Origin of the sequence: Nonomuraea thailandensis, assembly GCF_024172165.1 — a bacterium.
Taxonomy (GTDB): domain Bacteria; phylum Actinomycetota; class Actinomycetes; order Streptosporangiales; family Streptosporangiaceae; genus Nonomuraea; species Nonomuraea thailandensis.
Map to the genome: position 1 here is coordinate 11,035,827 of NZ_JAMZEB010000002.1, position 21,094 is coordinate 11,056,920.

Sequence of the window (21,094 nt, forward strand, 5' to 3'; positions counted from 1 at the left end):
GGCGATCGGACCGGATCCCCAGGATTTCGGACCGCTCGATCGGCGGGCGGGGACGTCAGGCGGGCCGGCCCGCGAGAGTCGGGGCATGGCAGACATCTCCTCCCCATCGGCCGCCCCGAGAACCGGCCGCGCGCTGACCTTCCTCGCCCACCGCTGGCCCACCCTGGCCGGCCTGGCGGCGGCGGCGTTCTCCGTCATGGACGACCAGGACGGCCGCAACCAGGGCCTCGTGGTCTTCCTGGCGGCCCTCATCTACCTGGGCACCGCGGTGGTCGACCGGCCCGGAGTCGTGTGGATCCTGTTCGGCGCCTGCGTGGCGGGGGTGCTGGTGGTGGAGGTGATCGGCGCGGAGCTGTGGCCCGTGCTGGTCGGCGGTGCGGTGTCCGTCATCGTGCTCAGCCTGGTCAGCGGCCTGCCGAGCAGGCCACGGCTGGCCGCCGTGCAGATCCCGCTGATGCTGGTCTGCGGAGCCGCCGCGCTCGTCGCGCTGGCCCTGGACCCGGTACTCGGGACGTGGCTGGTCGCGGTCGCGCTCATCGGCCACGCCGTCCAGGACGTGATCGTCTGGCGGGCGAACAAGGTCGTGGCCCGGTCGCTCGCGGAGTTCTGCTTCGTGCTCGACTTCACTCTCGGCATCGCGATCATCGTCCTGCTGTTCGTGTGACACGGCGAAATCATGACGGCCCTGGGGCTGCGGCCGGAGGACGGGCGGGTAGCTAAAGATCGACCCAGTTCCAGGCGAAGGGTGCCAGATGCCGAGTTCCGCCGCCCCCGACCTCCCCCGACCGGAATATCCCCGCCCGCAGATGGCCCGCGCCGACTGGCTGAACCTCAACGGGCCGTGGCAGTTCGAGATCGACGCCGCCGACTCCGGGCTGGAGCGCGGCCTGCGCGAACGCGAGCTCGCCGGGACCATCACCGTGCCCTTCGCGCCCGAGTCCGAGCTGTCGGGCCTCGGGCACACCGACTTCATGGAGGCGGTCTGGTACCGCCGCACGGTGACGATCCCGCCCGCCTGGGCGGGCCGCCGCACGCTGCTGCACTTCGGCGCCGTCGACCACGACGCCACGGTGTGGGTGAACGGCACGGAGGTGGCCCGCCACCGCGGCGGCTTCTCGCCGTTCACGGCGGACCTGTCGGACGTGGCCGGCCCCGGCGAGGACGCCACGATCGTCGTACGCGTCCGCGACCCCCGCCGGGGCCCCCAGGCCCGGGGCAAGCAGTCCACCCGGTACGGCAACTACGAGTGCCTCTACACCCGCACGACCGGGATCTGGCAGACGGTGTGGCTGGAGCCCGTCCCCGCCGTGCACCTGCGCCGCCCGCGCATCACCCCGGACGTTGCGACCTCCGCCTTCACCGTCGTCACCCCGCTGTCCGCCAACCGACCCGGCGCCTCGGTCCGCGTGACGGTCGCCGACGGCGACGGCCCCGTCGCCACCGCGACCGCCCGCGCCGACCTGGACCTCGCGCCCTCCCTGCGCCTGCCGCCTCCCGAGGACCGGGTGCGCCTGTGGGAGCCCGGCGAGGGCTTCCTCTACGACGTCAGGATCGAGCTGCTCGACGCCGGCGGCGCCGTCACGGACGCCGTGGACAGCTACGCCGGGCTGCGCTCCATCGCCATCGACGGCAGGCGCGTGCTCATCAACGGCCGCCCCGTCTTCCAGCGGCTCGTGCTCGACCAGGGCTACTACCCGGACGGCCTGATGACCGCCCCCTCCGACGCCGCCCTCCTGCGCGACATCGAGCTGTCGGTGGCCGCGGGCTTCAACGGCGCGCGCCTGCACCAGAAGGTGTTCGAGGAGCGTTTCCTCCACCACGCCGACCGGCTGGGCTACCTGGTGTGGGGAGAGTTCGGCGACTGGGGCGCCTTCGACGGGCGCGAGCAACATCCCACGGCGTCCTTCGTCACGCAGTGGCTGGAGGTCCTGGAGCGCGACCACTCGCACCCGTCGATCATCGGCTGGTGCCCGCTCAACGAGACGTCACAGGCGATCGGCGACCAGGTCACCCAGCTCGACGACGTCACCCGCGCCATGTTCCTGGCCACGAAGCTCGCCGACCCCACCCGCCCGGTCATCGACGCCTCCGGCTACAGCCACCGCGTGCCGGAGACCGACGTCTACGACTGCCACCTCTACGAGCAGGAGCCGGCGGCGTTCGCCGGGCAGCTCAGCGGCCTGGGCAAGGGCCTGCCCTACGTCAACACCGCCGCGGGGCGGCCCGTCTCCGTGCCGTACCGGGGCCAGCCGTACTTCGTCAGCGAGTACGGCGGCATCTGGTGGAACCCCGAGCTGGCCGGCACCGAGCAGGACGCGGCCCGCGTCGGCTCCTGGGGCTACGGGCAGCGCGTGCGCGACGAGGAGGAGTTCCACGCCCGCTTCGCCGGGCTGACCGGCGCGCTGCTGGACGACCCTGACATGTTCGGCTACTGCTACACCCAGCTCACCGACGTCTTCCAGGAGGAGAACGGCATCTACCGCTTCGACCGCACGACCAAGCTCGACGTCGGGCGCGTCCGCGCGGTCCAGGCGCGGCAGGCCGCCTGCGAGCGCTGACTCACCGGAAGGCCTGGTGCAGCTCGGCGATCGAGGCCATCCCGGTGACGAACCCGAACCGCCCGGCGCGCATCTCCCTGGCCCCGTCCAGGAACGCGCGCAGGGCCAGCCGGGAGAGGGCGCCGCCGACGCTGACCCGCCGCACGCCGATCCCGGCGAGCTGCTCCAGCGTGATCTCCGGGTCGGCGAAGCCCATCACGACGTTGACGGGCTTGCCGACGGAGGAGACGACGGCGCGCATCTGGTCGAGCGTGCGCAGGCCCGGCGCGTACAGGACGTCCGCGCCCGCCGCCTCGAACGCCTGCAGGCGGCGGATCGTGTCATCGAGGTCGTCCACGCCGTGCAGCAGGTTCTCCGCCCTGGCGGTCAGCACGAGCGGGACGGGCAGCCCGCGCGCGACCTCGACGGCCGCCCGCACCCGCTCGACGGCTCGCTCGAACTCGTAGATCGGCGCGCGGGGGTCGCCCGTGGCGTCCTCGATGGAGGCGCCGGCCGCGCCGTGGGCGCAGGCGTCGGCGACCATCTTGGCGGCCTCGGCGGGGTCGTCCGCGAAGCCGTTCTCCAGGTCGGCGTTGACCGGCAGGCCGGTGGCCTCGGCGATCTGCCGGCAGTTGTCGAGGATGTCCTGCCGGCCGGCGCGGGTGCGGCCGAGCGCGTTGGCCACGCCGAGGCTGGTGGTGGCCAGCGCCTCGAAGCCGAGGCCGGCCAGGAGCCTGGCCGTGCCCGCGTCCCACGGGTTGGGCAGCAGAAGGGGCTCCGGCCGTTCGTGCAGGGCGCGGAAACGGGCTGCCCGGGCCGTCTGATCCGTCATGCGCCCACTGTCGCCACCGCTCCACCGATCGGTCAAATGCATAGTCGGGATCTTTTCCATCAGGAATACTGATGGATCGTGACGCTCGACGAGCTGGAGACCTTTCTCTGCATCGCCCGGGTGGGCGGGTTCACGGAGGCGTCCAGGAGGCTGAACCGGTCCCAGCCCGCGATCAGCCGCCGCGTGCACGAGCTCGAACGGTCGCTGGGGGCGGCGCTGTTCGAGCGGGCCGGGCGTCAGGTGGCGCTGACCGAGGCGGGCCGGGCGCTGCTGCCGCACGCGGAGGCCGTGCTCGCCTCGGTCCGCGACGCGGAGCGGGCCGTGCGCGACGCCTCCGCCGGCGGGGCCGCCCGCACGCTCAGCCTGGCCATCGTCGGCACCCTGGCCGACTCGCACATCGTGGACGCGCTGCGCACGTTCGAGTCGCGCTTCCCCCAGGCCGGGGTCGAGCTGCGCACGGCCACCAGCCGGGAGGTGAGCGCCCTCGTCCGCGGCGGCGAGGCCACCATGGGCCTGCGCTACTTCCCCGACCCGGACCCGCGCCTGGAGTCGATCCCCCTCGGCGCGGAGCGGCTGCTGGTCGTGCTGCCCGCCTCCCACCCGGTCACCGCCGGCCGCCTGCCCGACCTGCGCGCCTTCCAGGGTGAGCGCTGGCTGAGCTTCCCGCCCGAGCGGGGCCGCTCCGACTCCTACGGGCACCTCCTCGAACGCCTGCTGGCCGCGTCCGGGCTCGCCGAGCCCTCGATCACCCGCATCGACAGCCTCACCGCGCAGCGGCGGCTGGTGGAGGCGGGCTTCGGTCTCGCGCTCATGCCCACCAGCAGCGTCCGGGAGGAGCTGCGCCTCGGCAGCCTGCGGGCGATCGAGATCGAGAGCCTGGACGCGGGCCTGCCGGTGGTCGCGGTCCTGCGGCGGCGCGGCTACCGTGGCACGCTCGCCGAGCCCTTCCTGAGCGTGCTGCGGGACCACACCCCCGGGCTGCTCACCTGGTGACGCGGACGTCGTCGAAGTCGACCGCCGCCCTGCCGGTGATGAGCTGGACGGAGCCGGGGCCGGTGATCGGGCTCGGATCGGTCACCGTGACGCGAGGCGCGGGGTCGTCGCCGACGAAGGCGCGGATCTGCGCCCCGCGCAGCTCGACCCGCAACGTCGTCGGGCCCGTGACCGCCGGCCCGGCGCCGGTGGCGAGCACGCCCGTGCCTGCCCGGTAGACGTCCACGGAGCCGTTGGGCCGCAGGTAGACCAGGTAGCCCGACTGCGTGTACGCGTCGCCGGGCTTGGCCGTGCGCACCTGGACGCCGCCGAACGCGGTCGAGGTCGCCGTCGTGCGGAAGTCGATGCGGGTCTCGACGGTGCCGTCGGCGATCGTCAGGCCGTTGACGTAGGACCGCCAGCCCGTACGGGTCGTGTCCTGCTGGCGGTAGACGCCGCCGGTGACGCTCCAGGAGCCGTCCACGGCGGTCCACGCCTGCGACGGCGAGGAGAAGCCGTCGCGGAAGACGACGCCCTGGGCGTCCGGCACGATGGTCAGCGGAAGGGGGTCGAGCTCGGTCGTTCCGGTGGTGCGCACCGTGCGGACGGTGAGCGCGCACGGGCCGGGCAGCGTCGTCTCCCGCACGGTGACCTGCGCGAACGCGCTTCCGCCGCCCGCCCGTGCCCTGGTGGGCACGGTGGTGACGTCGCCGGTCAGGCAGGGGCCCGACACGGTCGCCTCGCGGATGCTCCGCCCCGACAGCCGCACGTCGAGCCGCGTGCCCGCCACCGCCTCGGCCGCGCTCAGGGAGGCGGTGACGAGGTTCCTGCCCACGTCGGAGCGGGCCGCGGCGGCGACCAGGCGTGCGGCGTCGCGCCGGGTCAGCACGTCCTCGCGGGCCAGTGCCGCGGTGGTCCTGGTGACGTGGGTGACGAAGGCGTGGTGGCTGTCCCACTGCTCGTCGGCGCGCAGGCGGTCGGCGACCGTGCAGCCGGTGCCGTCGCCGGGGTTGGCGACGCCGGTGTCGCGGTCGCCGATGAAGACGCGCGCCCGCTCGTCCGACCCGACGCACGCGTCGTCCACGACCCGGATGTCGTAGGCCAGCGTGCCCGTGGCCTTGAGGTCGAGCACCTGGAGCGTGCGCCTGCCGCCCGCGACCGGGAACGACGACGGCCACAACACCGCCGACCCCGTGCCGGTCCAGCGGATCTCCACGCTGCGGCCGTCACGCTCGACCACCACGCCCGAGGCGTTCTGCGCCTCTGAGCGGGACCCCACCGCGACGGCACCGCCGCCGATCCATCGCAGCGTGTCGCCCTTGTCCAGCACGAGCGGGATGCGCTCGAAGAACGGCGTGGCGCCGGCCTCGACCCGCACCCGCAGCCGGTCGTCCAGCGTCACCGACTTGGTGCCGCCCGCCGCCGCGTACCGGATCTCCAGGTCGTCGAGGTCGCCCGCCGCCGCCGGATCCACGGGAGCGCCGTCGCGGTAGAACGCGGGGACGGGCTGGTCGTAGGAGTCGAAGTGCACGCCGTCCGCCGCCGTCCACCCGGTGCCCCACGAGAGCTCCGCGTCCACCGGCCGGGTGCGCGGCGCGCCGATCTGGGGCGCGTTCTGCCCCTGGACGACCACGCCGAGCTTCGGGTCGTAGAGGTAGCTGAGCCCGAACCGCTGGTTGTCCCAGAAGCCGTACTGGGTGTCCACGTGCTTGCCGAAGCCCAGGCCGACGACGTACGAGGGCCGCTTGGCGAAGACGAACCGCTGCCCGGTCACCGCGTCCGCGCGGTGCTCGGTGTACGGGGCTCCGGCGTAGGGGCGCAGCGTCCTGATGGCGGCCAGGCGGTCGGCGGCGGCCGGGTGGTACTCCTCGCCCAGCGCCACGTCCCTGATGATCGACGGATCGAGGTAGGCCCAGGTCGGGGCGATGAGCGGCGCGACCGAGGTCTGCCAGCCCGCCCGCGCGAACGCGGCGCGGCGCTCCTCGCTCTCCTCCCGGGTCGCCGAGTAGGCGCGGGCCTGCGGGATCACCGAGCCCCAGAGGTTGTTGGAGCCGATCGGCAGCTCGTCGGCGTAGTTCCAGCCGCGGTGCCGCGAGTCGATGGCGGTGTTGATGAAGTAGCCGTCGAGCCCCTGGTCGTAGAGCAGGTTGTACTGGGCCCAGTCCAGGTAGCGCGCCTGCATCCGGTCGATCACCGGCCGGGTGGCGGGGTCGGCCCAGCCGGCGAGGTCCTCGGACTCGACTTCGAGGCTGTAGCGGTGGGCGACGGTGCCGTCGCGGAAGAACCCGGCCTCGCCCTGCGAGACCTTCTCGTGCTCGGCCAGGCGCTGCTCGAACCGGGCGCGCAAGTCGGCGTCGCCGAAGCGGCCGAGCAGGCGGGAGATGCCGACCAGCCCGCCGGCGACCTGGTTGGCGAACTGCGCGCCGCGCGGCCCCCACACCTCCTCGTCCTCCAGGAACCACGTGCTCGCCCGCTTCATGGCCGCGGTCAGCTCCGCCACCAGGGCGGGATCGAGGGTGCCGTCGGCGTCGAGGAGCTCCAGCATGACCGCGTACAGTTCGAGCGCGCACCCCGTGGCGGCCCGCGAGTGCAGGTCGCCCGAACCTTGCGGGAACGAGCCGTCGGCGTTCTGGGTGCCGAGCATGAACCGCAGCGCCGCCTCCAGGCGGCCGCGCAGGGCCGCGTCCCGCCGGTACGGGTTCCACGGCCGGTCGGCGGTGTAGAAGTAGGCGAGCGTGAGGACGTTCTCCATGACCCGGGCGTCGTTCGGCCCCTGCCCGGTGCGCCAGCAGTTGCAGGTGATGAACCCGTAGTTCGTGGCGCTGTCGTCGTTGACGCTGTTGGCCAGGCGCGCCAGATTGCCCAGGTAGGGCGCGATCTGCTGCTCCAGGCCGGTGAAGCCGGCGAGGTCGATCGCGGTGGGGTCGAGGGCGGCCACCTCGGGCAGCGGGGCCGGCTGGGGAGAGGCCGCCGCGGGGGTGGCGGTCGTCAGCGCGAGCGCCGCGGTGACGGCCACCGTGGCGATGCGTTTAGAGCTCATGATGGTGCCTTCCAGGGGGTGCCTAGCGGGGGAGAGGTCCTGACCTGCGCTGATGTGGCGACCATGATCGTGAATCGATTCACGACGATGCGGTACGGCGGAGCCTACGAGCGGCGTCGCGGCCGTGTCAACAGCCCGTCATCGGGCGTGGTGATCGGCTCCCGTCATCCGTCGTGGTGGTCGCCCTCGACGGCGGGGAACGAGGTCTCGCGGACCACGAGCTCGGGCTCGAACCGCCCCAGCGTGTCACGCTCGGACTCGATGCCCAGCAGGATCCGCACGGCGCTGGCGCCCAGGGCCGCCGACGGATGGCGGATGGTCGTCAGCGGCACGATGGCGAAGTCGGCGAACTCTATGTCGTCGTACCCGACCAGCGACAGATCCTCCGGCACCCGGACCCCGCCCATCATCAGCCCGTGCAGCAGGCCCAGCGCGAGCAGGTCGTTGCCCGCCACGATGCCGTCGGGGAAGCCGCCGGCCGGGCGCCGCAGCAGCGTCCGCGCGACCGCCTCGCCGACCTTCGCGGTCTGCACCTGGATCCGGATGATCTCCAGCGAGGCCGGCTCCCCGAACTCGTCGACCGCCCGCTTGGCTCCCGCCAGTCGCAGGTCGACGTGGGGGTGCGGGCCGCCGATGAAGATCAGCCGCCGCCGCCCCTGGGCGAGCAGGTGCGAGGCCGCCAGATGGCCGCCGCGCTCGTTGTCACCGGAGATCGCCGGATAGCTGTGCGGGCCCGTCGCGGTGCCGACCAGGACGAACGGCGTGCCCCTGCGGCCCAGCCCGAGCAGCTCCTCGGGCACGTCGCCGACCGGGGCCGCGAGGATGCCGCTCACCTGCTGGGACTCGAAGAAGCCGAGGTAGGCCCGCTCGCGCTCCGGGCTCTCGTCGCTGTTGGCCACGAGGATGAAGCGGCCGTGCCTGGCGGCCTCCGCCTCGGCGCCCGCCGCGAGCTCGGCGTAGACGGGGTTGCCGATGTTGGAGACCAGCAGCCCCAGGGCCAGGCTGTGCCCCACGCGCAGCCGGCGGGCCGCCTCGTTGCCGACGTAGCCGAGCTCGTCGGCGGCTTCGACGACGCGGCGCCGCAGGTCGGGCGAGACCCGGCCGGGCTGGGTGAAGGTGTAGGAGACCGTCGCCCGCGAGACCCCGGCGCGGGCCGCCACGTCGGCGACCGTGGGGGCGGAAACCTCGGCCTTCGACTGCTTCGGCGCCGATCCAGAGGCCATCGGTCTCCTCACTGACATGTCTTCGAGGCCGGGGTGTCGGCATCAGCCTAGCGGACTCGTGAATGGATTCACGAAAACGGCCTGAAGCTCGGTGACGTCATTGACATCGCCGAGACCGTGCCCGTAATCTGCCCGAAACGTCGTGAATCGATTCACGACAATGTGGGCTCGCTCCACGACGAGGCCCAGATCATCCCCGCCTCCGTCCCAGCAGACCACGTGCATCCATGGTCACCCCCGCGAGAGGAGTCACACGTGGCTGCCACTCATGCGACGACGACACCGCCCGGCGTACGCGAACCCACCGAGCAGGCCCCTGCCAAGCGCCGCCGGGTCGGGGTCCGCGCGCCCTGGTGGTTCGTCGTGCCCGCGATCTCGATCTACCTCTTCATCGTCGTCGTCCCCAGCGCCAACGGCGCGCTGTTCTCCTTCACCGACTGGAACGGCCTGCGCCCCGACTGGTCCTTCGTCGGCCTGGACAACTTCACCTCCGTCTTCTCCGACCGCACGGCGCTCGACGCCCTGGTCAACACGCTCACCCTGGCGGCGGCCGCCACGGTCGTGCAGAACGTCGTGGGCCTGCTCCTCGCGCTCGGCGTGAACAGCATGGTCAAGAGCCGCTACGTGCTGCGGGTGATCTTCTTCGCGCCCGTGGTCCTCACCCCGCTGGTCGCCGGCTACGTGTGGAGCTTCCTGCTGTCGCCCAACGGCGCGGTGAACGACGCCCTGCGCGCCGTCGGCCTCGGCGGGCTGGCCCACGACTGGCTCGGCGACCCCGACACGGCCCTGTACGCCATCGTCCTGGAGATCGTCTGGCAGTTCTCCGGCTACTCCATGGTGATCTACCTGGCCGGGTTGCAGGCGATCCCGGCCGAGGTGCTGGAGGCGGCCACCATCGACGGGGCGGGCGCGTGGAGCAAGTTCCGCCGCGTCGTGCTGCCGCTGCTCAACGGCGCGGTCGTGATCAACGTGATGCTCTGCCTCATCGGCGGGCTCAAGCAGTTCGACCAGGTCATGGCCATGACCGGCGGCGGGCCCGGCACGGCGACGGAGACGATCTCGACGGCCATCTACAAGAGCGCGTTCGCGCTCGGCGACTTCCCGTTCTCGATCGCGCTGGCCGTCGTCATGACCGTGGTCATCGCGGTCCTGGCGGCCGTCCAGTTCCGCCTGACGCAGAGGAAGAGCATCTGATGCACGCGCGATACACCTGGCGCACGCTGGCGCGCGAGGTGAGCCTGATCCTGCTCGCGGTGGCCTTCCTCGTGCCGCTGGTCGGCCTGCTCAACGTCTCGCTCAAGCCGCAGGACAGCCAGAGCGGGGCGCTGGCCTTCGCCTTCCCGCCCACGCTGGACAACTACGTCCAGGCCTGGAACCAGGCGAGCCTCGGCGCGGCGCTGGCCAACAGCTTCCTCATCACGGGCGTCAGCGTCGTGCTGATCATCGGCTTCGCGTCGATGGCGGCCTACCCGCTCGCCCGGGTGACGCGGGGCTGGTCGCGGTACACGTTCTACTTCGTCATCGGCGGCCTGCTCGTGCCCGGCCAGCTCGCCCTGCTCCCGCTCTACGCCACCATGCGCGACCTCGACCTGCTCGGCTCGCTCTGGTCGGTCATCCTGATCAACGTCGGGCAGCAGATCCCGTTCTCGGTCTTCCTCTACACGATGTTCCTGCGCGAGCTGCCGCTCGACTACGAGGAGGCCGCGCTGCTCGACGGCTGCGGGCCGCTGCGCTCGTTCGTCTCCGTGGTCTTCCCGCTGCTGCGACCCGTCACCGGCACGGTCGTGATCCTCAACGCCGTCGGCATCTGGAACGAGTTCTTCACCCCGCTGCTGTATCTCGGCGGCAGCGACAACACCACGGCGCCGGTGGCGATCTACGGGTTCGTCAGCCAGTACGTCTCGCAGTGGCCCCTCATCTTCGCCGGTCTCGTGATCAGCGTGATCCCCATCCTCGTCGTCTACTTCGCGCTGCAGAAGCACATCATCAAGGGCTTCGCCGGCGGCCTCAAAGGCTGATTTCCACCCCCCATTGGAGTTCGTCATGAAGAAGATCGTCAAAACGCTCGCCTCCGCCTGCTGCCTCGCGGTCGCGGCAGGCGCCTGCTCGACCTCGGGAGGCCAGACCACCGCCACCCCCGGCGAGCAGGTCCTCACCTTCGCCGCCGCCGGGCAGGGCCCCGCCCAGGCCGCCGTGGACGCGTTCGAGAAGGCCAACCCGGGCGTCACCGTCAAGACCACGTTCACCGAGGACGACGCCTCCTACCAGCAGCAGCTCCGCACCCAGCTCTCCTCGGGCACGGCCCCCGACGTGTTCCGCATGTGGCCGGGCGGCGGCAACACCATGGCCGTGCGCGACCTCGGCGCCGACGGCATGCTGATGGACCTGTCGGGCGAGGGCTGGGCGAGCGGCCTGAGCGCCGACCTCAAGGCCGTCACCACCGACCCGGCGGGCAAGGTGGTGGCCGTCCCGGTGACGATCGGCGCCATCGGAGCCGTGTGGAACGACCAGGCGCTGGCCAGGACCGGCCTGAGCAAGCCCACGACCTGGCCCGAGGTGCTCGCGTTCTGCAAGGACGCCAAGGACAAGGGGGTCGTGGCGTTCGCGCTCGGCCTGAAGTCGGCGTGGGTGACCCAGCTCGTCCCGTACGCGCTGACCGCCTCCCTCGTCTACGGCCCGAACCCGCAGTTCACCCAGCAGCAGCGGGACGGCCAAGCCAGCTTCGCCAAGTCGGAGTGGAAGCGGGCCATGGAGCAGTACCTGCAACTGCGCGACTCCGGCTGCTTCAACGACAGCCCCAACGGCGTCGGCTACGACGAGCAGATGCAGCTCCTCGGCCAGGGCAAGGCGCTGGGCGCCGTGCACGTGCTGTCCGCCGTGCAGTCGGCGCTCAACTCCGCGCCGCAGGGCACCACGTTCTCGATGACCCCGTTCCCGGCCACGGACAGTGCCGAGGCGACCTACCTGCCGGTGTCGGTCGGCATCGTGTACGGCGTCAACGCCAAGGCCAAGAACCCGGCCCTGGCCAAGAAGTTCATGCAGTTCCTCGCCTCCCCGGAAGGCCAGGCCCTGTACGCCACGGAGTCGGGCAGCAGCCCGGCGCTGTCCAGCCCGTCCTTCCAGCCCGACGCGCTCCAGCAGCCGGTGCTCGAAGCCGTCAGGAACGGGAAGTCCACCCTCTACCCGGACCAGGGCTGGCCCGGCCCGAAGGTGCAGCAGGAGCACCTGACCTCCGTGCAGGAGCTGTTCAACGGGACGATCGACGTGCCGACCCTGCTCGGCCGCATGGACAAGGCGTTCGGGGAGGCCAAGTGAACCTGGAAGCCTGCCTCTGGATCACCCCCAAGATCTTCGACGATCTGGACGATCCGGGCCCGGGGGTGGCGGCCTTCTTCGACCACCACGCCGACTGGCTGGCCGACCGGCCCGTCACGATCGTGTTCTGCGCCGGCAACGGCGACCACGTGCTCAACTACGCCGGCCTCGACGCCTGGGACCACCGCTTCGACTGGGCCCGCTACAACTGCTTCGCGCTGGCGCCCGGCGGGCCCGCCGCCGCGACGAGGGCGCACAACCGCGACTGGCTGGCCAGGGTGCGCGACGGGGGCGAGCGCTCGTTCAACCCGTACTCGGCCGGGCCCATGTTCGTGCTGTCCGAGCAGCCGATGGACTACCGGACGCTGGCCGGCCTCTACGCGGCCGTGCGCGCCGAGGCCGAGCGGCGCGGCCTGCGGGTGAGCCTGCTGGAGTACCTGGAGCCGGGCCCCGAGTTCTGCCGCAGCGAGTGGAAGACGGAGCGGCACCCGGAGGCAGCGACCGGCACCGCCGACGCCGGCGGGCACATCGTGCCGGGCGTCGTCGACGTGACCGCGCCGCTCGCGGCCGACCCCCGCCCGTACGCCGCCTACCCCGGCGGCATCGAGGCCGGGCTGGCGGCCGGGGACTTCGTGGCCGCGCAGACGGCCGCGTTCACGGCCGACTTCGGGCTGGACGGGGTCATGCTCGGCAACCAGTTCGGCCTGGTCGGGTTCTGGCACCCGGACAACGCGCCGCCGCTCACGCCGGAGCGGTCGGCCGGGATCGAGCGGTTCTTCCTCCGGCTGCGGGAGGCCATGGGAGACCGGCTCGTCTACTGGATGGACACCTACTGGCGGGCCGAGGTGGAGCGGGAGGCGTGGGGCATGACCGACGCCGCCTACCGCTCGCTCGACGCGATCCTGGTCAGCACGTTCGCCGTGCTCGTCGAGCGCACCGAGATCGTGCCGAACCTGCTGAGCAAGGCCGCGCTCGGCGGGCCGCGGCCGCTGCTCGGGCTCGACTTCGTGGATCCCTGGTACTGGTACAGGACGTATCTGGACGACCGGCGTACCTACCTCTACCAGCGCGAGGTGCTGGCGGCGCACGCCGGGTCCGTGGCCGGGGTGTCCTTCTTCGCGAACGACACCTTCGGCCATTTCGTGCCGGAGGCCGAGCTGTCGGCCACCCTGGAAGCGGTCAGGAAGGCGGACGTTCAGGAGGGGCGACCGTCCCGCGGGGGCGAGAACTGGCCGTAGCGCACGTCGCGCGTCTGGTCGCCCAGGTACGGCTGCCCCGCCTGCGGCCCGTGACCGTGGTTGGAGCCGTTGTACCCGTACGGCTGGTAGGCCGGCGGGACCGGGGGAGAGACCTGGGCCTGGCCCGCCGGAAGGGGGTGCTGCGGCCACGGCGGCGTCGGCACCGCGCCGTACGGGGCGTGCGCCGCGACGGCGCGGCGGCGGCGCCGGCCGAGCACCTTCGCCAGCACCACGGCGAGCACGATCACGAGCAGCGCGCCGGCTCCGATCAGCACCCACATGAGGATCGGCCGGGGCGACTCGTCCTTGCCCGCCGAGATCGCCGCCTGCGTGTCGCTGATGTACTTGGCCACGTACGGGTGGTTCGGGAAGAGCGCCTGCACCTCGCGGAACTTGGGCAGCGCGTCCTCGTAGTAGTTGCGGAAGTAGTCGTTGAGCGCCTCGTTGTAGCGGGTGGTGGTCACGCCCTGGGCGGGCTTGACGTTCTTCTCGCCGAGCTTCTCCTTGATGATGCTCACCGGCAGCACGAAGCTCTCGCTCTCCGAGGCCTCGCCGCCCTCGCTCACCGTGCCGGCGATCAGCATGCCGATGACCTTGCCGTCCTTGCTGAACACCGGGCCGCCGGAGTTGCCCTGGTAGGACGGCGCCTGCGTCTGGATGTACGGCACGCCGGTCTGGGTGGCGCGCTTGGCGTTGTACGGGCCCTCGGTCAGCGCCGGCTCCAGCCTCGACTCCAGGCTGAAGAACGGCGTGTTCGTCACCAGGCCGGGGAAGCCGCTGATGTACAGCGTGTCGCCGGTGCGCACGTCGGCGTCCTCGCCGAGCGGGACGGTCGGCAGGTTCTGCTGGCCGTTGACCTTGAGCAGCGCGAAGTCCTTGCCGGGGTAGCTCTCGCCCACCGAGACCAGCTCGGCCGGGGTCGCCTTGGCGGTCTTGTCCACGCCGCCGCCCGGCAGGCTCTGCAGCACCGACAGGCTCTGCTGCAGGTTGCGGATCTTCATGTGGCCGGTGTTGAACGTGACGTAGATCTGCTGCGCGAGCTTCAGGATCTCCTCGTCGGCCTCGATGCCCTGGAGCCCGGAGATGATCTCCTTGGCGTCCTGCTCGTTGAACTTGGCCAGCGCCTGCTGCGCGAAGAGCTGACTGAGCTCGGTCTCGCCGACCTGGACGCAGTGGGCGCCGGTCACCATGTAGCCGTCGGGCGTGACCCACCAGCCGGTGCACAGGCCGCCGACCTCGGCCTCGACCGTGCGTTCCGGAGTGGTCTCGGTGAGGTAGGTGTCGACGTCGGCGGCGATCCGCTGGAAGAGCCACTTGGCGATGCTGCGCTCGTCCGAGGAGATCTTGCCGGCCTGCACCGCCTCGACGGCCTGCTGCGTCAGCCCGTTGAACGCGGTCTCGTTGATCGTGCTGGTCGGGACGGCGACCGTGCCGGTGTAGGTGAAGCTCGTCAGCTGGACCGCGGGCTGCGTACGCGCCGCCAGCCAGGTGCCGACGGACACGTCCGGCCGCTCGTCGGGCGCGTCGTCGGCGGCCGCGGGGGCGGCGGGCAGCGCCACCGTCACGATGGCCGCCGCGACGGCGGCGATCTTCGTCAACCTTTTCCTGAAATATCCGCTCACGTACGGAGATGGTGAGGGGGTGCTCTTGTCCATGGCTTGGAGCCGACTGGTAACCCGGCTGCCAGGCCCGAGCGGATGGGTGAAGTTTGGTGCTCCAGTTGGCCCCCAACTGGAGCGCCCTCAGGCTAACGGCGCAATGTCCGGTTTGTCTAGATTTATATTTCGAGACTCAACCAAGGGCGCTGATCTCCTCGTCCGACAGCGCGCGATCCCAGATCGCCACGTCGGCGATCGCGCCCGGCCAGAAGTCCACGGGGGTGACGTACGTGGCGCGCCCCAGGTAGAAGGGGCCGGAGGCGCGGCGTACCGGTCTGGTCAGTGCCCTGATGCCTTCCAGGCGGCCGTTGACGTAGATCCGGATCTCGCCGGCCTGCCGGTCGTGGACCGCCGTGATCCGCGCCCATGTCCGGAGCTCGGCGCCGGTGGCGGCCACGGCCCGTTCCGCTTCGAAGCTTCCGGTCTCGTGCACCGAGAACGCCCAGTACGAACCCTTGCCCGGGCAGAAGAGGTCGGGCTTGCCCGGCGCGGTGCAGCTCATGTGCTGGAGGGTGTAGGAGAAGACGTCCTCGGTCGAGTCCTGGCTCAGCACGGCGGCGAAGTCGGAGGCCGCCGGGAGCCGGTCGATGCGGGCCAGGGCCGCGACGGTGAAGCTGCGCGCCGGATCGACGGCCGCCGCGGTCTCGGTCGCCGCGTAGCCCTTGACGCCGTCGAACAGCAGCGCGTTCCGCCCCGGCGCGGGCGGCCGGGCGTCCCAGCGGGCGCCGGGGCGCAGCACCAGCTCCGCGCCGCCTGCCGAGTCGGCGGCGCGCATGCCGGCGCCCTCGCCGAGCAGCCAGCGGTTGCGCGTCCCGGCCGGCGCCGCTGGAGCCGTCGTGCCGGGCTCCGCGTCCCCCGAGGCGACGGGGTCGGCGTGCCCGGAGGCGCCGGGATCGGCGTGCTCGGAGGTGGCGGGCCCGGTGGGCCCGGAGGCGGCGGGCTCGGCGTCGTCCGCGCCCGCGTACCGCAGGATCGCGACCGAGCAGGCCGTGAAGACGACCAGCACGGCGGAGACGGCGCCGATCAGCAGGCCCGTGCGCCTCCTCGCCGGCGCGGTGGGCGGCTCGCCCGGCCCACCGCCCGGCTTCCCGGCCCGCCCCCCGGCCCGCCCGCTGACCGGCCCGCCGATCGGCCCATCGACCGGGCCATGTGCGGGGCCAGGTGCCGGCCCGTCGGGCGGGCGCGCCTGCTGGAGGGCGAGGCGCGGGAGCTCCGGCTCCACCACGGTGCCGTGGCCGATCAGCGACTGCAGCACCTGGAGAGAGGACGGCCGCTCCGCCGGATCCTTGGCCAGGCAGCGCGCGAGCACGTCGTGCAGCGGCGCGGGCACGCCCTCCAGGTTCGGGGCTCCGTGCAGGATGCGGTGGGCCACCGCGGCGAACGGCCCCTGGCCGAAGGGCGGCCGGCCGGTCGCGGCGAACACCATCGTCGCCGCCCAGGCGAACACGTCCGTGTGCGGGCCGGCGGGCTGCTCGTTCAGTTGCTCGGGAGACATGTACGGCGGCGTCCCCAGCAGGGAACTCGTCATGTGCCCGCCGGACTCCAGGGCATGGGCGATGCCGAAGTCCACCACGCGCGGCCCGTCCGGCCCGATCAGCACGTTGGCCGGCTTGAAGTCCCGGTGCACGACCCGCGCGCCGTGGATGGCGGCCAGCGCGGTGATGGTGTGGGTGGCCAGCCGCTCCAGCACGTGGCCGGTGAAGACGCCGTTGCGCTCCACCGCCGCCTGCAGCGACAGCCCGGGCACGTACTCGCTGACGATGTAGGGCCGCTCGCCCAGGACGTCGGCGTCCAGGATCGCGGCGGTGTGCGCCTGCGGGACGCGGCGCGCCGCGGCCACCTCGCGCTCGAAGCGGTCGCGGCCCTGCATGGCCTTGAGCACCTTGACGGCGACCGGTCGCCCGTCCGGGCCGCGGCCGAGGTAGACGACTCCCTGACCGCCCGCGCCGAGACGTCCTTCGACGGCGTACTGGGCGATCTGCCGGGGATCCTCGTGGCCGAGGGGAAGGACTGCGCCTTGATCGATCATGGCACCCTTACTCGGATCGCGGTGCGGGCCGGATTGCGCCTTTCGGTGCCATCTTCCCGTGATCGGCCACTCTGCGGAGGAAAATCGCCACCTCGCGCGTGTTCCCGCGACGTACACCGCCCGCCGTTCCCCGTGGCCTTGATGGGGGTCAGGTCGCCAGGCACGATTTCCTCATGACGGGGGAACCGCTCGGCGGGGGGAACGACGGGGGCGCGGTCCGCGTGGGCGCCACCGTCCGGCGGCCGGTCCGGGAGTGGACGGCCTCGGTCCACGAACTGCTGCGCCACCTGGAGCGCAAGGGGTTCGAGGGGGCTCCCCGGGTGCTGGGCGTCGACCAGGGCGGGTACGAGGTGCTCACGTACCTGGAGGGCGACACCATGGGGGACGCTGCGGTGTGGCCGTCGTGGACCCGCACTGAGGGCACGCTCGTGCAGGTGGCGCGGTGGCTGCGTGCCTACCACGAGGCCGTGGCCGACTTCGTGCCGCCCCCGGACGCGCGCTGGCGCTCGGGAAGGCGCTGGTCGCCGGGCCTGATCATCGGGCACAACGACGCAGGCCCGGCCAACGCCGCCTACCGCGCGGGGCGGCTGACCGGCTTCTTCGACTGGGACTTCGCCGGGCCGACCACGGTGGACGCCGAGGTGGCGCTGGTGGCGCACTGCTGGGTGCCGCTGCACGCCCGGCACGTGGACGCCTCGACGGGGTTCACCGCGTTCGAGGCCCGGCCCGCCAGGTTGCGGCGCTTCCTGGACGCCTACGGGTGGACGGGCCGGCCCGAGGCGCTCGTCAGGGCCGTGCAGGTGCAGATGGCCGAGCGGGCCGCGCTGATCCGGCGGCTCGGCCACCAGGGCGAGGGGCTCTACGCGCGGCTGCTGCGGCGCGGGGTGGCCGACGAGCTCGATCAGGCCGTCCGCGAACTCGACGAGTTTTCTCGTTGAGGAATGCCGAGTAAGAGCCTTTGTCAGGCAACCGCGAACTCGGCATGATATGCGCGGGAGAATATCAGAGGAGAAAGGGTAGCGATGGAACGACGCCCGGTGATGGTGAAGGTGGAAGAAGTCCCGCTGCGCGTCGGGGCGGTGACCGCGTCGAACTCCCACGGAAACTGAAACGCCGGCTCGGGTAGCGTCCTGTGGGTGAGGCATTCCGCTTCACCCACATCCCCGTAGGAGGCATGTCCGTGGCCGACACCGCATCGCGCCCACGCCTGCGCGACAGCGTCATCGTGCAGGCGGACGGCGGCACGCTGCTGTTCCTGTGCCTGGCCGACCGGACCGTGAAGAGATTCGCCTGCGACGAATTCGTGAAAGACGTGGTGGTGCTTCTCGACGGCACCCGCACCATCGCCGAGATCGGCGCTCTGGCCTGTGGCGGGCGTCCCGACGCGTGGGAGCGGGTGGCGGAAGTCGTGCAAATCCTGGAGCGCGAAGGGCTGTTGAGCCGGGTCGCCGCCCCGGAGCGGGAATTTCGCCTTTTAGGCACCGCGCGGGCCGAATTCTACGACCGGCAGCTACGGCTGTTCCAGGACTTCTGCGACCAGGGCTGGTCGCCGGAGACGAGCGGGGCCGCGCTCCAGCGGCGGCTGGCCGACGCGACCGCCGTCGTCTGCGGGGTCGGCGGGCTGGGCGGCTGGGTGGCGCTCGCGCTGGCCGGCGCGGGCGTCGGGCGGATCCGCCTGTGCGACTTCGACCGGGTCGAGGTCTCGAACCTCACCCGGCAGGTGCTGTTCGGGATGGCCGACCTGGGCGTGCCCAAGGCGGACGCGGCGGCCGCCCGGCTGCGCGAGGTCAATCCGTTCATCGAGGTGGAGGCCGTGGCGCGGCGCATCGGCGGCGCCGGCGACCTCGCCGACGTGGTCAAGGGCGCCGACATCGTCATCAACGCGGCCGACCTGCCCACCCCGAACGACGTGGCCGGCTGGGTGAGCGAGGCGTGCTGGCCGGACATCCCGCACATCATGGGGACGGGTTACGCCTACCACATCGGCGTCCTCGGCACCTCGATCATCCCCGGCAGGACCGCCTGCTGGGCCTGCGTACGCGCCGAGACGTTCGCCGACCACGGGCGGGACGGCATGGAGACCGTCGTGGGCAAGCGGGACAAGGCGGGCGCGATGGGGGCGCTGTCCGGCCTCGTCGGCAACATCCTGGCCTGGGAGGCGGTCCGCATCCTGGCGGGGCTGCCGCCGGCGCTCGGCGACCGGTGGGGCGAGGTGGACTTCTGGCCGCTGGAGATCCGCTCGCGGACGATCCCGCAGCGGCCCGACTGCCCGACGTGCGGTCTCCCGCCGAACCCCTGATCGTGTACGCGCAGCACCGCACCGAGGGCGGGGAGCCGGAGAGGTGAGGTGGGGCTCAGCCTCTGGCCAGGCTGATCCGCCAGCGCAGCATCCCGGCGGCGCAGAGCGTCGCGCCGCCGGCCGCCAGGAGCACGATCGCCGGGATCCGCACGAGGCTCCGGACGTCCGTACAGCCGTCGTCCGGGTAGAAGGCGATCGCGGTCTCGTCCGGCGCGGCCTCGGCGAACGCCGACCCGCAGGCCTGCCCGCCCGACGTGACGGGAAGGAACCCGGTGAGAAGGCCGGAGCCGATCAGGATCAGGGCGACGACCGCCACGACTTTGGCACCCATGGCGGTCGATCCTGTCACGTTCGCGACCGGTCCGGCAGGCTCAGCCGCGCAGCAGCAGGTGGCCCCGGCGGAACTGCCGCTCCTCCGCCAGTGGCTCCCGCGACATCCGCCCGACCTCCGCGAACCCGGCCTCCACCGCCAGCTTCACCAGGTCGTCGATCGGCCACCGGTAAGCGGTCGTCACCTTGTGGTCGAAGGGCGTCACCGGCCCGCCCTCCGCCTCGAAGAACCCGAGCAGCAGATGTCCGCCGGGCGCGAGCACCCGCCGGAACTCGGCGAAGTACGGCGGCAGCTCCTCCGGCGGCGTGTGGATGATCGAGTACCACGACAGGATGCCGCCGAGCTCACCGTCGGCGACCTCCAGCGCGTCCATCGAACCGACCTCGAAGCGCAGCTCGGGATGGCTTTCCCGGGCAAGACCGATCATCGCCGGCGACAGGTCGATCCCGAAGGCGGTCAGCCCCAGCTCTCGCAGGTGCGCCGTCATGTGCCCTGGCCCGCACCCCACCTCGATCACGGTCCCGCCGCCCGCGGCCCGCACGGAGTCGGCGAACGCGGCCACGATCGCGCGCTCCAGCGGCAGCTTCGGCTCGCCCCGGACGAGCTCGGCGTAGAGGCCGGCGACGGCGTCGTAGGCCTGCGAGGTGACAGTCAGATAGGTGGAAGAGTCGGTCATGGCGGACGATGCTAGCCCGGTTTTCCGCATGCCCGTCCGAGGGTGAAACAACTGAATATCGTTCTAGTATCGCGATGGAGGCTAGGCCGGCGAGGGTCCAGGAGGACAGCCATGGGCGTACTGGAAGGCAAGGTCGCGGTCGTCACCGGAGCGAGCAGGGGCATCGGGGCCGCCATAGCCGAACGGCTGGCCGCCGAGGGCGCGAAGGTCGTCGCCGCGGCCCGTACCGTCGAGGCGTCGCAGAGCCGCCTCGAAGGGACGATCGGCGACACCGTCGCGCGGATCGAGGCGGCCGGCGGCACCGCCTTCGCCCAGCCCACCGACCTGTCGCGCGAGCAGGACAGGCAGGCCCTCGTCCAGGCCGCGGAAGAGCGGTACGGCACGGTCGACATCCTGGTCAACAACGCCGCCGTCACCTACTTCACCCCCGTCTCCGAGTTCACCGACCGCCGCTACGACCTGATGTTCGAGGTGCAGGTGAACGCGCCCTTCCACCTCGCCCGGCTGGTCATCCCCGGCATGCGGGAGCGCGGCGCGGGCTGGATACTCAACATCTCCTCGATCGCCGCCCGCCATCCGACCTTCCCGCCCGGCCCGTACGCCGGTTTCGGCGGCACGGTGTACGGCATGTGCAAGGCCGCGCTCGAACGTTTCACCACCGGCCTGGCCGCCGAGCTCTACGCCGACGGCATCGCCGTGAACGCGCTGTCGCCGAACCAGGTCGTCCCCACCCCGGGCACCCTCTTCCACCGCCTCACCACCGACGACGCCCCCGACAACGAGCCTCCCGAGGTCATGGCCGATGCCGCCCTGGCCCTGTGCCACCGCCCGGCGGCGGAGCTCACGGGCCGCATCGCCTACTCCCAGGACCTGCTGGCCGAGCTCCAGGCGAGCTGACGTGGTTCTCATGGAGTTCTCAGGTGGAGTTTGTGGCACTTTGAGCT

17 protein-coding genes are annotated in these 21,094 nt (G+C 72.1%); 10 read left to right on the forward strand and 7 right to left on the reverse strand.

The window, feature by feature from the left end:
* The first annotated feature begins 85 nt into the window (after positions 1-85).
* Both HD597_RS55280 and HD597_RS55285 read left to right on the forward strand, forming a co-directional pair.
* On the forward strand, positions 86-664 hold the full coding sequence (locus HD597_RS55280) for a hypothetical protein (protein ID WP_253756239.1): 579 nt from the start codon (positions 86-88) through the stop codon (positions 662-664).
* A gap of 88 nt (positions 665-752) precedes the next feature.
* Positions 753-2,558 carry a glycoside hydrolase family 2 protein gene (locus HD597_RS55285; RefSeq protein WP_253756241.1) on the forward strand — a complete coding sequence of 602 codons (1,806 nt, stop codon included), beginning with the start codon at positions 753-755 and terminating at the stop codon, positions 2,556-2,558.
* A 1-nt stretch (position 2,559) separates the two neighbouring features.
* Here the strand turns inward: HD597_RS55285 and HD597_RS55290 are convergent, their stop codons facing one another.
* Positions 2,560-3,369, reverse strand: a complete 810-nt coding sequence (locus tag HD597_RS55290) for an isocitrate lyase/PEP mutase family protein (RefSeq protein ID WP_253756243.1) — start codon at positions 3,367-3,369, stop codon at positions 2,560-2,562.
* A 78-nt stretch (positions 3,370-3,447) separates the two neighbouring features.
* Here HD597_RS55290 and HD597_RS55295 point away from each other — a divergent pair, with 78 nt between their 5' ends.
* Positions 3,448-4,362: a LysR family transcriptional regulator gene (locus HD597_RS55295; protein ID WP_253756245.1), complete on the forward strand. Its 915-nt coding sequence runs from the start codon at positions 3,448-3,450 to the stop codon at positions 4,360-4,362.
* On the opposite strand, the gene HD597_RS55300 is transcribed toward HD597_RS55295, so the two are convergent.
* Together HD597_RS55300 and HD597_RS55305 are read right to left on the reverse strand one after the other, a co-directional pair.
* Complete coding sequence (locus HD597_RS55300) at positions 4,352-7,381, reverse strand: hypothetical protein (RefSeq protein WP_253756247.1); 3,030 nt, start codon at positions 7,379-7,381, stop codon at positions 4,352-4,354. The two genes, HD597_RS55295 and HD597_RS55300, sit on opposite strands and share 11 nt — an antisense overlap.
* A 164-nt stretch (positions 7,382-7,545) precedes the next feature.
* The gene (locus tag HD597_RS55305) at positions 7,546-8,604 is read right to left on the reverse strand and encodes a LacI family DNA-binding transcriptional regulator (RefSeq protein WP_253756249.1); all 1,059 of its coding nucleotides are present in this window, start codon (positions 8,602-8,604) and stop codon (positions 7,546-7,548) included.
* A gap of 255 nt (positions 8,605-8,859) precedes the next feature.
* Here HD597_RS55305 and HD597_RS55310 point away from each other — a divergent pair, with 255 nt between their 5' ends.
* From HD597_RS55310 to HD597_RS55325, 4 genes are read left to right on the forward strand one after another with little or no spacing between them, the layout of a single operon-like run.
* Positions 8,860-9,798: a carbohydrate ABC transporter permease gene (locus tag HD597_RS55310; protein WP_253756252.1), complete on the forward strand. Its 939-nt coding sequence runs from the start codon at positions 8,860-8,862 to the stop codon at positions 9,796-9,798.
* A complete protein-coding gene (locus tag HD597_RS55315; RefSeq protein WP_253756254.1) occupies positions 9,798-10,622 on the forward strand; it encodes a carbohydrate ABC transporter permease in 825 nt (274 codons plus the stop codon). Before HD597_RS55310 ends, HD597_RS55315 begins: the two co-directional genes overlap by 1 nt.
* A 25-nt stretch (positions 10,623-10,647) precedes the next feature.
* Positions 10,648-11,919 (forward strand): ABC transporter substrate-binding protein, encoded by a 1,272-nt coding sequence (locus HD597_RS55320; RefSeq protein WP_253756256.1) that lies wholly within the window; start codon positions 10,648-10,650, stop codon positions 11,917-11,919.
* Positions 11,916-13,157, forward strand: a complete 1,242-nt coding sequence (locus HD597_RS55325) for a hypothetical protein (RefSeq protein ID WP_253756258.1) — start codon at positions 11,916-11,918, stop codon at positions 13,155-13,157. The genes HD597_RS55320 and HD597_RS55325 overlap by 4 nt, the downstream gene beginning before the upstream one ends.
* Here HD597_RS55325 and HD597_RS55330 read toward each other — a convergent pair.
* Both HD597_RS55330 and HD597_RS55335 read right to left on the reverse strand, forming a co-directional pair.
* The gene (locus HD597_RS55330) at positions 13,115-14,755 is read right to left on the reverse strand and encodes a S1 family peptidase (RefSeq protein WP_253756260.1); all 1,641 of its coding nucleotides are present in this window, start codon (positions 14,753-14,755) and stop codon (positions 13,115-13,117) included. The two genes, HD597_RS55325 and HD597_RS55330, sit on opposite strands and share 43 nt — an antisense overlap.
* 193 nt (positions 14,756-14,948) lie before the next feature.
* A complete protein-coding gene (locus tag HD597_RS55335; protein ID WP_253756262.1) occupies positions 14,949-16,844 on the reverse strand; it encodes a protein kinase domain-containing protein in 1,896 nt (631 codons plus the stop codon).
* 173 nt (positions 16,845-17,017) lie between these two features.
* Between HD597_RS55335 and HD597_RS55340 the strand changes: the two genes are divergently transcribed.
* Positions 17,018-17,782 carry a protein kinase family protein gene (locus HD597_RS55340; RefSeq protein WP_253756264.1) on the forward strand — a complete coding sequence of 255 codons (765 nt, stop codon included), beginning with the start codon at positions 17,018-17,020 and terminating at the stop codon, positions 17,780-17,782.
* Positions 17,783-18,024: 242 nt separating this feature from the next.
* Complete coding sequence (locus HD597_RS55345) at positions 18,025-19,143, forward strand: HesA/MoeB/ThiF family protein (RefSeq protein WP_253756266.1); 1,119 nt, start codon at positions 18,025-18,027, stop codon at positions 19,141-19,143.
* A 55-nt stretch (positions 19,144-19,198) separates the two neighbouring features.
* Here HD597_RS55345 and HD597_RS55350 read toward each other — a convergent pair whose 3' ends face one another.
* Together HD597_RS55350 and HD597_RS55355 are read right to left on the reverse strand one after the other, a co-directional pair.
* Positions 19,199-19,474 (reverse strand): hypothetical protein, encoded by a 276-nt coding sequence (locus tag HD597_RS55350; protein ID WP_253756268.1) that lies wholly within the window; start codon positions 19,472-19,474, stop codon positions 19,199-19,201.
* Positions 19,475-19,514: 40 nt separating this feature from the next.
* Complete coding sequence (locus tag HD597_RS55355) at positions 19,515-20,150, reverse strand: class I SAM-dependent DNA methyltransferase (protein ID WP_253756270.1); 636 nt, start codon at positions 20,148-20,150, stop codon at positions 19,515-19,517.
* A gap of 111 nt (positions 20,151-20,261) precedes the next feature.
* Between HD597_RS55355 and HD597_RS55360 the strand changes: the two genes are divergently transcribed.
* Positions 20,262-21,047, forward strand: coding sequence for an SDR family NAD(P)-dependent oxidoreductase (locus tag HD597_RS55360; RefSeq protein ID WP_253756272.1), 786 nt, complete (start codon positions 20,262-20,264; stop codon positions 21,045-21,047).
* Positions 21,048-21,094 lie beyond the last annotated feature (47 nt).

What these genes read in the sequence shown, in the direction of transcription:
- HD597_RS55280 (WP_253756239.1), top strand. Translation starts at nt 86, where the DNA reads ATGGCAGACATCTCCTCCCCATCGGCCGCCCCGAGAACCGGCCGCGCG.
- HD597_RS55285 (WP_253756241.1), top strand. Translation starts at nt 753, where the DNA reads ATGCCGAGTTCCGCCGCCCCCGACCTCCCCCGACCGGAATATCCCCGC.
- HD597_RS55290 (WP_253756243.1), bottom strand. Translation starts at nt 3,369, where the DNA reads ATGACGGATCAGACGGCCCGGGCAGCCCGTTTCCGCGCCCTGCACGAA.
- HD597_RS55300 (WP_253756247.1), bottom strand. Translation starts at nt 7,381, where the DNA reads ATGAGCTCTAAACGCATCGCCACGGTGGCCGTCACCGCGGCGCTCGCG.
- HD597_RS55305 (WP_253756249.1), bottom strand. Translation starts at nt 8,604, where the DNA reads ATGGCCTCTGGATCGGCGCCGAAGCAGTCGAAGGCCGAGGTTTCCGCC.
- HD597_RS55315 (WP_253756254.1), top strand. Translation starts at nt 9,798, where the DNA reads ATGCACGCGCGATACACCTGGCGCACGCTGGCGCGCGAGGTGAGCCTG.
- HD597_RS55320 (WP_253756256.1), top strand. Translation starts at nt 10,648, where the DNA reads ATGAAGAAGATCGTCAAAACGCTCGCCTCCGCCTGCTGCCTCGCGGTC.
- HD597_RS55335 (WP_253756262.1), bottom strand. Translation starts at nt 16,844, where the DNA reads ATGATCGATCAAGGCGCAGTCCTTCCCCTCGGCCACGAGGATCCCCGG.
- HD597_RS55340 (WP_253756264.1), top strand. Translation starts at nt 17,018, where the DNA reads ATGACGGGGGAACCGCTCGGCGGGGGGAACGACGGGGGCGCGGTCCGC.
- HD597_RS55350 (WP_253756268.1), bottom strand. Translation starts at nt 19,474, where the DNA reads ATGGGTGCCAAAGTCGTGGCGGTCGTCGCCCTGATCCTGATCGGCTCC.
- HD597_RS55355 (WP_253756270.1), bottom strand. Translation starts at nt 20,150, where the DNA reads ATGACCGACTCTTCCACCTATCTGACTGTCACCTCGCAGGCCTACGAC.
- HD597_RS55360 (WP_253756272.1), top strand. Translation starts at nt 20,262, where the DNA reads ATGGGCGTACTGGAAGGCAAGGTCGCGGTCGTCACCGGAGCGAGCAGG.